7 protein-coding genes are annotated in these 13,649 nt (G+C 59.1%); 3 read left to right on the plus strand and 4 right to left on the minus strand.

The features are described 5' to 3' along the window. From QEZ49_RS01735 to QEZ49_RS01750, 4 genes are all read right to left on the minus strand, one after another. Window positions 1–1,407, minus strand: coding sequence for an LLM class flavin-dependent oxidoreductase (locus QEZ49_RS01735; RefSeq protein ID WP_280383618.1), 1,407 nt, complete (start codon window positions 1,405–1,407; stop codon window positions 1–3). 504 nt (window positions 1,408–1,911) lie between these two features. Then, window positions 1,912–5,178, minus strand: coding sequence for an autotransporter domain-containing protein (locus QEZ49_RS01740; RefSeq protein WP_280383620.1), 3,267 nt, complete (start codon window positions 5,176–5,178; stop codon window positions 1,912–1,914). A 371-nt stretch (window positions 5,179–5,549) separates the two neighbouring features. Next, window positions 5,550–6,185 (minus strand): response regulator, encoded by a 636-nt coding sequence (locus tag QEZ49_RS01745; RefSeq protein WP_280383622.1) that lies wholly within the window; start codon window positions 6,183–6,185, stop codon window positions 5,550–5,552. Beyond that, on the minus strand, window positions 6,178–8,190 hold the full coding sequence (locus QEZ49_RS01750; protein ID WP_280383624.1) for a PAS domain S-box protein: 2,013 nt from the start codon (window positions 8,188–8,190) through the stop codon (window positions 6,178–6,180). The genes QEZ49_RS01745 and QEZ49_RS01750 overlap by 8 nt, the downstream gene beginning before the upstream one ends. Before the next feature lie 258 nt (window positions 8,191–8,448). On the opposite strand from QEZ49_RS01750, the gene QEZ49_RS01755 reads away from it, so the two are divergent. The 3 genes from QEZ49_RS01755 to QEZ49_RS01765 all read left to right on the plus strand — a co-directional run bounded on the left by QEZ49_RS01755 (window position 8,449) and on the right by QEZ49_RS01765 (window position 13,634). Continuing rightward, window positions 8,449–9,453 carry a DctP family TRAP transporter solute-binding subunit gene (locus QEZ49_RS01755; RefSeq protein WP_280383625.1) on the plus strand — a complete coding sequence of 335 codons (1,005 nt, stop codon included), beginning with the start codon at window positions 8,449–8,451 and terminating at the stop codon, window positions 9,451–9,453. 262 nt (window positions 9,454–9,715) lie between these two features. Beyond that, entirely contained in the window at window positions 9,716–10,642 is a 927-nt protein-coding gene (locus QEZ49_RS01760; protein WP_280383627.1) for a LysR family transcriptional regulator, read from the plus strand. Between the two features lie 424 nt (window positions 10,643–11,066). Then, on the plus strand, window positions 11,067–13,634 hold the full coding sequence (locus tag QEZ49_RS01765; RefSeq protein ID WP_280383628.1) for a hypothetical protein: 2,568 nt from the start codon (window positions 11,067–11,069) through the stop codon (window positions 13,632–13,634). The last annotated feature ends 15 nt before the right edge of the window (window positions 13,635–13,649 follow it).

The raw sequence follows: 13,649 nt of genomic DNA on the forward strand, positions 1-13,649 counted from the left end.
CTATCCGTTGGAAGCTTGCAGGCGGCTGCTCTGCTCGCGCTTAACGCGCTCTATGTCGCGATAACGGGCGGCCGGATGGTTCGCCGAGAGGTAATCGCCATCGCCAAACAGCTTTTCTCGCAGCGTGCCGTTGCGGTATCCGCGCGGATAAACACCGCGGCGCTGGAGTTCGGGAACGAGATGCTCGACGACATCTTCAAACGTTTCATGCGCTACAGCGTAAGCAAGATTGAACCCGTCAAGATCCGTTGCTTCGATCCACTGCTGCAACTGGTCGGCAACGGTAGCAGCCGAGCCGACAAACAGCGGACCAAGGCCACCGATGCTGGCCCACTTCGCCAGCTCCTCAATGGTCCAGGTCTTTCCGCCCTCGGCGAGATGTTCGACAGCGGAAATGATGGCGTTGGTTTCAACCTTGCGCACGCTGTCCGTTGGTGCGTAGCGACCGAAGTCGATGCCGGTCCAGCCGGATGTCAGCACCAGCCCGCCGTCATATGATGCGTAGCTCTGGTATTCCTTCAGCTTGGCGTGCGCTTTTGCATCCGTTTCGTCGACAACGATGGTGACGAGAGCGTAGATAAGCAGCTTCTTGGGGTCGCGTCCTGCAATCGCTGCGCGGCGACGAATGTCGGCAACGTAGGCACGGGTGGTTTCCTGCGTCGGCGTGGAAATGAAGACGCACTCGGCATGATTGGCGGCGAAGTCCTTGCCGGCACTCGATGCGCCAGCCTGGAACAGCACAGGCGTGCGCTGTGGTGATGGCTCGCAGAGGTGATAGCCGGGAACGTCGAAGTATTTTCCGCTGTGGCCGATCTCGTGAATTTTGGTGGGATCGGCGAACACGCCTGTTTCCCGATCGCGGATAACAGCGCCATCCTCCCAGCTGCCTTCGAAAAGCTTGTAGAGAACTTCGATGTACTCTTCGGCAACCTCATAGCGGTTGTCGTGCCGCTTCAGGCCGGTCTGGCTGATGTTCTTGGCGCCGCTCTCAAGGTATGACGTAACGATGTTCCAGCCCACGCGCCCCTTGGTGTGGTGATCCGCAGTCGATAGACGACGCGCGAATGTGTAGGGGTGCTCGAACGAGGTTGAGGCTGTAATGCCGATGCCAAGATGTTCAGTGACGGACGCAATCGGATTTGCCAACTGCAGTGGATCATTCACAGGGATCTGCACGCCGCCAAGAAACGCGTGGTCGTTGTTGCCCTTATAGACATCATAGTAGCCAATGACGTCGGCAATGAAGACGGCATCGAAAATCCCGCGCTCAAGAATTTTGGCAAGATCGGTCCAGTACTCGACATCCTTATACTGCCACGAGCGGTCACGCGGATGGCGCCACATGCCGGGGGATTGGTGGGCGACGCAGTTCATTTCGAAGGCGTTGAAGTGAATTGTCTTGCTCATGGGATCTTCTGAATGCCCTCACGCCCTGGGCTCTTGCTTCAGCCAGCCGTCATCATCCTGCGCAAACGATGTGCGCGGGAAAATAAGAATGACGATGATGCAAAAGCCCCGTCTGAATTTCGGTGTGATGGAAACAAGGGCGGCGCGCTAATGATCAGCAGCAAGGCGATGCGCTGCGCCATTGGAACTTCACACTATGAAAGCGTTACCATCGCGGTTCGCGGTCTCTAAATACGAATATCTCATGTCGTTATAGGAACGATGCATGGTGGCGGAGCAGGTGCGGCGAAATAACAATCGCAAGGCGATATTGAGCGAGGGGCAGTGAGATGGAGTGATAGAGCGAACCTCAATGTAGCGATTGTGCTGATGGAGGTCTTCAACCGGAAGACGCCGTGGGCCGATGGCGCCATCCGTCGATAGTGTCTACCGGCGGCCGCGGGTCATGCGCGCGTATCCACTGTGCACGGACGTGCTGCGTAAAGCGTTGTTGCTGGGACTGGCTTAGAACTTCCAGAGCACCTTGCCCTGCACGCCGTTGTCCTGTAGATCGCCCGCGAGTTGGCCGACATATGACAGGCCCAAGACAACGTCCTCGTCGATCTGCACATCCACTCCCGCTTCCAGTAGTGCGCTTGATCTGGCAAGTGGGACACCGAGAATGCCAAAGGCCGCACCGGAGCTGGCAAACGCCAGCGCTGCATCGGGCCTAGTGTCGCCGAAGGCATATTGCCATGCTGCCGATGCCCGCGGCGTCAGCAATACGCCGTCGACAGCGAATGTGGTCGCAGCGCGCATGCCCAGTGTCGAGTACCCGACATCGCTGTTGCGGCCCCTCGCGCGGAGCGATGCAATCGTGTTGCCGCTTTCGGTGAAGCTGTCGGTGCTGAGGTGCACCCATGCGAGGCCGGCAAACGGTTCGACTGCAGATGTGGCGAATACGAACGGGTGTGCGATCTCTCCGAACAGCTGCACGGTGTCGCCATCGTATCCGGCTGTTTCTGTGCCTAGAAAGCCCGGAAAAGCAACGATGCGGCTGGCGTCGATGTCATTCCAGGTCCATGCGCCCGCTGCGCGGAGTGCAAATGAGCCGACGTCTCCACCCGCATAGGCGGCGAGGGTGTAACTGTCCACATCCGACGACGACGTGCGCGCTGCAACGCTCACGTTTGACCTGCTGTAACCAGCAGCGATGCCAGCGCGCCAATTGCCTTCAAAGCCTGCATCGATACCTGTCATGAAGCCGCCGATGTTGCGGTCGAGCGTTGCGGCGTTGCCATTGCCGTCAAAGCGTCCCCAGGATCCGAAGCCCTGTGCCCAGAAGACAGGGTCGTCGCTGTGGATGGGCATCGCGGCTGTGTGCTGGGCTGAATCTGCATCGCCCATTCCAAGCGCCATGGGGCCATGTCCCATGGGGTCGGAGAATGATCCGCTTCGCAACGCCACCGTCGTTGGTCCGCCCGCAGCAAGTGCAGCCGAGGCCACGTTGCCTGCTGCGGAATTGAATGACGCATATGAGGATTGCACCATCCGGCTGCCGATGATGCCGCGTGTGAATTGCGCCTGATTGAAGAACACGTTTTGTGTGGAGGCATAAACCTCGCCGGACAGTTCGTTGAGCGCTTCCCTGGCGCTGGAAGCGGTCTGGCCGGACATGAGCTGGGATAGCGGATCGCTGGGCGGCAACTGGTCGATCGTGCGTGCGACCGATCGCTCATTGTACGTCTCAGCGATATCCTCGAACGCAACCGCACTGCGGGCGAAGCGCACGTAGACATTGTTGGTGTCGTATTCGAGGTGCGGCGTCAGGAACAGAAAATCACTTGAAACACTGTCGAACTCGCCAGTGCGACCGGCCGCAGCGGTCAGGATGGTGTAACTCATCAAGGCAGAATAGGAGCCGGGCGCTGCAATGATGCGCGCCTCACCGCCCTGTATCGTAACGGATCCGCCGATGTCGATGTTGTCGGAAATGCCGGACGGATCTATGTCGACTTCATAGATTGATCCAGAAGAAAACCACGCGTTATTTGTCACGTGAAGGGTTCCTGCGGAATGCCCCGGTCCGATCGTTGCGCCGCCGCCAATAATCAGGGCGGCTGCCGAGCCGTTGCCAGATAGTCTTGCGCCGGACGATATGGCAACGGCTGAGGCCAGAGTGCCGTCCAGAACATATTCGCCGTCTGTGATGATGGTGTCGCCGGTGTACGTTCCTGTCCCCGACATTGTGAAGCGGCCGGCGCCAGCTTTTTCGAATCCGCCTTTGCCAGATATCATGCCGGAGAATTCTGAATTCATGGCGGTATCGGTCTTCAGCAAGCCCGTACCAAGCATGATGTCACCGGCGCCGGATAGCACGCCAACGGTTTGCACGGCTCCGTTCAGATCGAACTGAGCACCCGCGTCTATGCTGACGGCCGAGCCGGAATTGAGCGCGCCGGAAGGGCCCAGCCGCAGAATGCCATCAGCGATATGCGTGCCGCCGGCAAAGGTGTTGGCTGCGTTGAGAAGGAGAAGTCCATCGCCGGTTTTATTCAGCGCGCCGTCTCCAGACAGCACGCCGTTGAGCGTGACATCAAAACCGTTTGTGTCGAAAACCGGAGCTGATCCCGCAAGCAGCTCGATATCAACGGCAGCGTTGAAGCCGGTGAGAGCTTGAATGGTGCCGCCGCCCCAATTGAACTGGTATGAACCGGCGTTGTTGACGGCGAAAGGATTGGCAACGCCAATGCGCATTATGCCGCCAGTCATCTCAAGCAGCGCGGTTCCTGGTCCGAAACGAATTTGGCCCTGGTCCAACGTGAATTCACCACCTGACTGAAAGAACCGCCCGGTAGTGTCGGCGGAGCGGCCGAGATTTAGCCCGACGTTGCTTCCAGTGCCGCCGCCGATCTGCAACTGTCCCGCCGACAGATAATATTCGCCCACACCGCCGCCTGTTGTGCCGTATCCCAGGTTCACGCCGTTGGGTGAATTCAGGATCACGACCGAACCCGCACCATCCTGCACAACAGTTCCATGGCCGCCGTTGTCACCGATGTAGATCTGACCGGATGCGCTCGGTGTCTCGTTCATGACGAATTTGGCATCGTCGCTGATGTGCACGGTGCCATCGCCGCCGACGCCATTTCCGATATAAATGGTGCCGTGCGCCATATCGACGAATGCGTCGTTGGTCATCGTGTAGGTGCCCGTGGCACCGACGACGCCGATCTGAAATGCACCGCCGGCCAGAATGAATGCGCCGCCGCTTTGATTAAAGACACCCACGGAGTCCGTGCCGCGCCCGACATCGATGGCGAAATAGCTACCGCCAATTGCAGGCCGCGCTTCGATCAAACCGCCGGTCATCGTCACGGTGCCAGAGCCCGCATTTACTCCGTCGCTGCGGCCGACATTGAAGCGCGCGACGCCGTTGTCTGTATAGAAATCGAGCGTTGTCCCGTCGGCTATGCTGAGCGCTCCAGTGTTGCCAAACCCGACATTGAACGTGGGATTGTCGCCGCTGCCGCTGGAACTACCGTGGAATTCGATTGCGATCGAAGTGGCTGCTGCGGGCAGCATGAGCGCCGGTCCGGCATGGATCACCTGCGCGTCGACAACGACAGTGTCTGAACGCCCCGCGCCGGTCGCGATGGCAATGGCGGCGTCAAATTCAGACTGATCGGTGACGGTGAAGGTATCGGCGTGTAAGCGGCTTATCGCTGAAGCTGAGAACAGGATGCCAAGCAGACAACAGATCACCGGGCGCGGACATTTGATGGCGCGCATACAGCCCTCCAGTCAGATTGCTCAGAACTTCCAGAACATTCAGCGCGGAGACGGTGCGGTGAATGATGATCACTGAACAACGATTGAAAAGAATGCAGCGGAGTGGTGTCAACGCCACCGACGATAAATCCGCGCACAATCGTCGCGTGCAACGGATGCGTTGCAGCGCTGGTGCCCTAATGTCACTATTTTCGGGATGTTTCTGCGCAGTGTGTTCTTTAGACGATTGATGAATTTAGCGCTTTATCACTGCATTTTCGACGTCTGATCGAGTCCTGTAGAGAATCACAGAAATGCGATCTCAGTGCATTGTTTGCGGTCTGCGGCGGCGGTTAAAGTTTGCTGTTAAAGCTGCAACACGGACACGGCGGCTAGTTGTTTTTCCGGTTAGGTAGCCTCGGGATTTCATCCATGGAGGCGAGCAGCTTCACGAGATCAACCGCACAGCGCACACCCATCTTCTCGAAGATGCGGGCCCGATGGACTTCTACAGTGCGGACCGCGATGGCCAGATCGTCGGCGATGACCTTGTTGGGTTTGCCTTCCACGAGTAGCTGCATCACCTGCTGTTCGCGCTCGGAAAGCGTAATCATGCGTTCGGTATGCGTGCGCCGTTCCGCGTCCTGCCGAGCCCGTTCAAGGTCATCGGCCATCGCGAGAATGAGCTTGTCGACGAGTTCGTTGGCGTCGAATGGCTTTTCGATGAAGTCGCGGGCGCCCTTTTTCAGCGCTTCCACGGCCATGGGCACGTCTCCGTGACCGGTGAGGACGATGCACGGTAATCGCGATCCGGCTTCGTTGAGGCGTGAGAACAGCTCAAGGCCGGACATGCCATCCATGCGAATATCAGTCAGCACGCAGCCGCGCAGTTCCGGCGTGAACACTTCCAGAAACGCCTCGGCGGAGGCGAAGGTGGAAGTGTGCACGTTCCGGGATGTCAGCAGAAATGTAAGTGCATCGCGTAGCGTGGCGTCGTCATCAATGACGTAGACCCGGGGTTCATTCATTGGCGGCTCGATCAGCGGTAGGGAGGATGATGGTGAAACGCGAACCGTCATCGGGTTCGCGACGGTATTCGATATGCCCGCCATGCAACTCGATAATGGAGCGGCAGATTGTGAGGCCCATGCCCATGCCGCCTTCCTTGGTGGAGACGAACGGCGAAAATAGCTGCGAAGCTACGGTGTCGGGCACCCCGTTGCCCCAGTCGCGGACGCTGACGGTGATCGTGCCGGTATGCATGCCTGCGCTGAGCGACACGCGGCGCCGGTGCGGTTCCAGATCCTTGCAGGCATCAAGACTGTTGCGGATGAGATTGACCAGAACCTGCTCGATGAGTACGCGATCAGCGCGAACCGGTGGCAGGCCCGGCGCAAGAGCAACATCTACGGAGCACCGCGCGCGCGTCAGCTCCGGTTCCAGCAGGGCAACGGTCTCTTTCACGGCCTCAGCAAGATTGAGCGGCTCAAGGCGCGGTTCGCTCTTTTTGACGAAGTTGTGCACCCGCCGGATCATCAAGCCTGCGCGTTCGACGGATTTGCCGATCGCATCGAGCACGGGGGTAGCGGCGGTGAGGCTCATGGCGCCGGACTCGAGCATGTTTTTCAGCCCCGTCTGGTAGCTGCGGATTGCGGCCAGTGGCTGGTTGAGATCGTGGGCCAGAAACGACGCCATCTCACCCATGGTGATGAGGCGGGAGGTGTGCTGCAGCTTTTCAGCGTGCGCGCGCTCCAGTTCCTCCGCGCGCTTGCGATCCGAGACATCCAGCACCGAACCGATCCAGCCCTGCTGCTGCCCTTGAGCATCCAGCAGCGGCGCTTCATAGATGAGAACGTCGAGGCGCGAACCATCGCGGCGCTGAAACTTGACTGCAATGCCCTGACCGGACGATGCACCAGCGAGAACGGCATCGTGAATGCGCTGTGTGCGCTCAATTTCATCGGGCACCCAATAGGGCATCGGCGGCCCTTGCCCGATGAGCTCCGCCTCAGTGTAGCCGACCATACGGCAGAAGGCGCCGTTCACATACAGGAGGCGGCCATCGAGATCCCGCGCGCGAATACCGATGCGCAGGGACTCTTCCATGCTGCGCCGGAATGCATACTCTTCATCGCGTGCGGCCTCGGCAAGCTTACGCCCGCGCAATTGGCGTTCGCGTGCGATCAGCGCGCCGGCCGCAAGACAGCTCAGCACGATCATTGCGATGACAAGCCCGTTCTGCGTCAGGCTGGAACGATTGCGGTAGCTGGCCAGCGTAAGCCACAGGTCGTTTAGCGGCGAGCCGATTTCCACCGTATAGCTCAGCGCGGAATCGTCGGGGTCAACCTTGGATCTGCTGGCCGCCAAGCGCTCGTCACCGCGCTTGATCAGCACAGCGCGCTTTTCTGCAATCCACCAGGGCACGTGCTGGCTGAGCATACGGCTGAGGGAAATTTCCGCGTGCAGTGTGCCGATGACGTTGCTGTCCTGCACGATCGGAGCAACATAGGAAACGTGATCGGATGTGGTTTCGCGCGCATAGGGCGCTGTGAACGTTCCCCGGCCGGTGCGCTTAACGGCGACGATGGCGGAGCGCACGAGCGGATCGAGGGGCGCATTGCCATCGCGCGTGGCCGGCACGGTAGCGATGGCCTGCTCGGAATCGTCCAGCCAGCTCAGCGCCCATATTTCGCGGTCGGTATGTACGAGCGCGCTGGCCTGCGCATTGAATATTTCGAGTGGCACGTCGGCTCTGCCTAGCTCGTAGGCCATGCGCGCCAACCGTGTCTCGATGGCGCCAAATCGGAACTGCAGGGTGTGTTCGACCCACAGAGCGTCGCGGATGATTTCCTCGCGCCGGGCTTCGCGCTCATCGGTGTCGATGAGCCAGAGCAACAACCCCAGCACGCAGAAAATGCCAATCAACGACAGCAGCAGGCCGATCATCAGCGCGGGTGCGGAGAACGGGCGCGGCCAGCCGGACCGTTCGCCTGCGCCCGACAAGAGCATGCGCGACTGTGCGTCGAATGACATGGCCGGCTTGCGCTTTCCCCCGATTTTGCTTCGGAACTTAACTACATCCGGCAGCCAGCGTCGTGTTGCGGATTTCCACAATAGAGACCTGCCCGGTTTTCCCCCATAAGCAGCTTAGTGGGAGTAAGCCGCATCGCAAAACGTGTTTCCCAGGCGGTTACGGACGATCAGGTCCGGCGCCCAGGGTGCATGTCTGCCAGCATATCTTTGCCAGATTATTCGGGCGGAGCGCGATGCGAGGGGGAACATAGAGTTAAGATGAAGACCCTCGGGACATTGGCTGCAGTGATGCTGCTCGGGCTTATGGGCCTCAGTTCCGCCCCCGGTGCGGAGCCCATCAAGCTGCGCTTCAGCCACGTCGTTGCACCGGATACCCCCAAAGGCAAAGGGGCGGAGGAATTCCGCCGGCTCGCCACGCTCTACACCAACGGCAAAGTAGAGGTTGAGGTCTACCCCAGTTCGAAGCTCTATCGCGACCTCGAGGAGCTGGAAGCGCTGCAGCTTGGCGCCGTTGAGATGGTCGCCCCCTCGCTGGCCAAATTCGGGCCGCTTGGCGCCAAGGAGTTTGAACTCTTCGATCTGCCCTATCTGTTTTCCGACCGTGCTGCACTGCGGGCGGTTACGCAGGGTCCGATAGGCAAAGCGCTGCTTCAGGGGCTGGAAAGCAAAGGCATCCGGGGGCTTGCGTTCTGGGATAACGGTTTCAAGCTGATGAGCGCCAGCCGCCCCTTGCGCGGGCCGGAGGATCTCGCCGGACTGCGGATGCGCATTCAGCCATCGCGCGTGCTGCAGGCGCAGATGCGGGCGCTGGGCGTGGTGCCTCAGGTGATACCACTTCCCGAGGTGCGCCAGGCGCTGCAGATGGAAATGATCGATGGCACCGAAAATCCGCCGTCGAATATGCTCGTCCAGCGTCTGCATGACGTGCAATCGCATGCGACGATCTCCAACCATGGCTATCTGGGCTACGCGGTTATCGTCAACAAGGCGTTCTGGGACGGGTTGCCGAGTGATGTTCGGCGAGCGCTGGAACGGGCGATGGATGAAGCCACTGCCTATACCAACGCGGTTGCCGAAGCCGACAACGAACGCGCGCTCACCATCATGAGGGCGGCCGGTCAAACGCAATTTCATCAGCAGACAGCCGCCGAGCGTGACGCATGGATTGCGGCATTGGAGCCCGTTTACGCAGACGTTGCAGCGCGCATCGGTTGGGATCGGATCGAAGCCATTCGCAGTGCTGTTACGCGCGCTACGCAGTGATTGTCTGTTCGCGGGCTCATCGGAGCGGATGAGGTGTTTACAGTTGGTGCACGGGATTAATAGTCGTCAAACGGAGTAAGTCCGCATTTGTTTTGGTGGCGTTATGGCAAGTGGCGTTGAGAGCAGAGTAGTAGCGGTGAAAGATCGGGCTGAGGGTTCCTGCAAGCCCCTGATCAGGCCGCGTGCCATGCAGCCGCTGAAACGCCAGGATTTAGACCATTCAGAAAAACAACAAATGCCGCCGGAGAGGTGGTCGCGCCCGATGAATTTTAAGTCCCTGCGCGCATTTCAGCTCATTGTCGAGCGCGGTTCTCTGTCGGCTGCTGCGGGCGATCTCTGTCTCAGTCAGCCTGCGGTCAGCCGCCTGATCGCGCAGTTGGAAAGCGAGCTTGGCCTTGTGCTCTTCAATCGCACCGGGCGCGGCCTCACCATGAGCAAGGAAGGCAAGCTCTTCTACGACACCACTAAGGACATTCTGGCTGGCGTTGACGAAATTCCGCGCATCGCCAAGGAAATTCAGCATGGCGGCCGTCATCTGCAACTTCTGGCGGGGTCGCACATAGCGAGGGCGGTGGTGTCGCCGGCGCTGGCAATGCTGCAGCGAGAAGGAAGCAAACTGCGTTGCCGGCTTGACGTCATCTCTGATGTTGGCCTTGACGAACTGAGCGGTGGTCGACACTTCGACCTCGCGATTGCGCCGATTACATCGCCGGTCGTGCCTCCACATCTGGAAGCGCATCGTTTGTTCAGTGTGCGTGTCGAAGCCGTGGTGCCACGCTCGCATCGGCTGGCTTCCCGCAATGCGATCTCGGTATCTGATCTGGCTGACGAGGATCTGATCATCCCGCGACAGGAAGAGAGCTATGGCCAGCAGATCAGCCGCTTTGCCAATCGCGGTGCGTCGGCAAAAACTTTTGTGGAGACGCAATCGTCGCTCATTGCGTGCCAGATGGCCTGCGATGGTGTGGGCATTGCGCTCTTTGACCGGTTGAGCGCGCGCGGGCTCCATCTTGGCAGTGCGCAATTCATTCCGCTTGAGCCCGATTTCTGGATGACGTTTGCGTTTCTGCATCCGCGTGGTGAAGCGCTGCGGACCGGCGCCGTGGCATTTGTCGATGCGGTGCGTCAGGTCATTGCGGACTTTATCGTAGCAGATCCATTGAACGCCGCTGCGGTTCGGTTGGAATAGGCGGAATTTGCGTCTGTAAAAGTTCAGTGATGCTGCGCGCATCTGTGATGCAGATGGCCGCTTGAAACTTCCTTTCAATCAAACAATTTCCGTTCTTTTGTTTCGGCGCATTTCGCTTGTCTGATGCTTCGTATTCAGCGCTGCGGATGAGGCACGGCAAAAAATATATAGTGGTCGTGGTTAATGCCAAAAAATCGATGCTCAAACATCACAGCTCGATAAAATAGCGCGGATGATGGCGGGATTGCTGCATCAGGCAACACCATGAAAAATATATAATATATGTTGTCGCTTGCGAATAGCTGATCGAGTCTTCCGGTAATTCGTATCCCAATTTCGCAAGCGCTGCGCACAATGGACGAAAGTAAGGACGCAGGCGTTCAATCTGCGTCTTAAAACAGTATGCGTTGTGGGAGTTGAGTAAATGCCGCGTCCATTGGGGGGCAATTGTGTTTTCAAGCTTGCGTCGTGGCGCGGCCGCGCTGCGTTTGCGCCGCATTTCAGCGCTGCGATCATCGCGCTTTTGGTTTCCACCTCGCCTTTCAGTCTGGCTGCCTATGCCGCGAGCGATCAGGTGGGAGAATCGCAGGGCGGTGATGTAACCGGCGCTGACGATGACGGATGGAGCGCTCCCTCGGCGTCGGCAACACAGTCCGGCGCGGGCGGGCTGTCGATCGAAGGGTTGATGTACCGCCGCAAGGGATTGGCGAACGTGCCGTTCACGAAAGTGGGTGACGCTCCGAATGCGCCGCCCAATGCTGATGCGTACGTCAAGTTCTTCTCGTCAGAACTGAACGGCATGGATTACACGCCCGGCGCGCGCGTGTCGCTGCGGGCATCGGTTTTCGATCAAGGTATCGAACTCTCCGCATTCGGAGTAGCGCCGTTCCGCCTCGATCACACCAAGCTTGGCATGAGCCTTTTTACCGGTCCCGCTGCTGATCGCACCAACACGGATATGCTGTACGCAGATCCGGCTGGCGATCTTGGCAACATGACAAACTCTGACGGTATCTATGGTCTCAACGTGCACCATGAGACCAGGATCTTCGGTGCTGAAGCAAACCTGACAAGCCTTTTCGGCATTCCCGCGTTAAGTCTCGGCGCTCGGGCGATCAACTTCGGCGAGACGCTCAGCACCTCGGCGATGGATCTTGGCACGCCGCCCGAGGCCAACGTGCCCGGTCTCGGGACCGGCACCGTACGCGATCACGCTACCATTCGTGTCGATAACCGGCTTGTCGGTTTGCAGCTCGGCCTGCAGCACATGTTCGACATCGGCGACAGTCTGCGCATTGGCGGCAGCGTCAAGGGTGGCCTCTATAACAACTTCGTGGATCGCAACCGAGGCTTCACGTCTGAGAATGCGCTGCATAACCGTGCGTTTGAAAACTCGAACAGCAAGAGCGTTTTTGCGCAGAGCGTTGAGATCAACCCGCGTGTTGAACTGAAGATCGCGGAAGGCACCTACCTCACCGCGTCGGGCCAGTTCCTCTGGCTCAACAATGTCAGCACGGCGCTGCCGCACTATGCTCACCTGGGCAACTTTAACGGCGACCGGGATGTGCGCGCAAAGGACGACGTTTACTTCTATGGTGGTTCGCTGGGGCTTACGATCGATCTCGATCAATCGGCTCCACTCAGCAACAGCCTGGCGCCATTTGCGATCAGCTCTCTGAGCGCTTCTGCGATGAGCGCTGAAGACGTTGATGAGCGCATCGCACAGCTTGAGGACGCAGCAGCGGTCAAAGGCAACAAGCGCGTTTCACTGTCGATCTCGGGCTGGATAAATCGCATGGTGCTGGCGTGGGACGATGGCGCAGAGCGCAACGTCTATATCGCCGACAACGTTTCCTCGCGCAGCCGTGTAGAATTCCGCGGTGCCGCGAAAATCGCCCGCGGCTGGAGCGCGGGTTACTATCTCTCGCTTGGCATGGACGATCAGGCGAGCAACGATCTCAGTCAGCTGGAAAGCACCGGCGAAGGCAAGATCGACTTGCGCCACTCGGCGTGGTGGCTGCGTAGCAACAAGTACGGCACCATGACCGTCGGCTACACATCCAGTGCAACCGATAACATCATCCTCAAGGACACCGGCGGCATCATGCCGGGCGCGGCCAACATTGCGCTGATTGGCGGTGGTCTTATCGTGCGCCGCGCCGATTGGTACGAGCAGGGCGACGGCGCGCTGGTGACGAACGCGAACCGACGCGTGGACACGACACTTGGCGAGTTCGCGGCCGGTGGCAGCGTCGATACTCTGCGCCGCAACGTCATTCGCTACGATGCGCCGCGCGTCTCCGGCCAGTTCGGAAATATCGATGCGTCAGTGGCGTGGGGCGAAGACGACTTCTGGGATGTCGCTGTTGAACACAGCATCAACTACAACGATTTTCGGTTCAGATTTGGCGCAGGCTATCTGCACGATACAACCGAGGGCCGCGTTGTTGCTGGCCATCCTGAGTATTTCCGCGACCGTAAGGAGTACAAAGGCTCGGCAAGCATCCTGCACATTCCGACGGGCCTGTTTGCGACGGCCGCCTATGTGCGCCGTACCTTCCACGGCCTCGAGGAGTTCGACGCGGCCGGTACTCCGGGCTCGATTTATGGCGAGAACACCTCGGGTATCGTAACGGCTCCTGGCACAAACCGGCCACCGCTCGACTACTATTACTCGGCGCTCGGTTTGCGCCGGCAGTACTGGTCGATCGGAGACACGACCGTCTACGGCGAATATGCCCAGGTTGAAAATGCGATCACAGGATTGCGTGAGGCCGGGTTGGCCGAGGTGACGGACAGCAGCCTGCAGATGTTTGGCGCCGCTATCAACCAGGACATCGACGCGGCGTCCATGGATCTTTACGCCGGTATCCGCCTCTTCAAGTTCGATACCGAAGGTGTTCAGCGTCAGAACGCCACCACCTATCCCGTTGCTCCAGCACCGCTGACCGACATCATGCTCGGTTTCGCTGGTGCGCGTATCAAGTTCTGAGCTGAAGGAGCTTTC

Origin of the sequence: Hyphomicrobium sp. D-2 (genome assembly GCF_029872155.1) — a bacterium.
Lineage (GTDB): Bacteria > Pseudomonadota > Alphaproteobacteria > Rhizobiales > Hyphomicrobiaceae > Hyphomicrobium_A.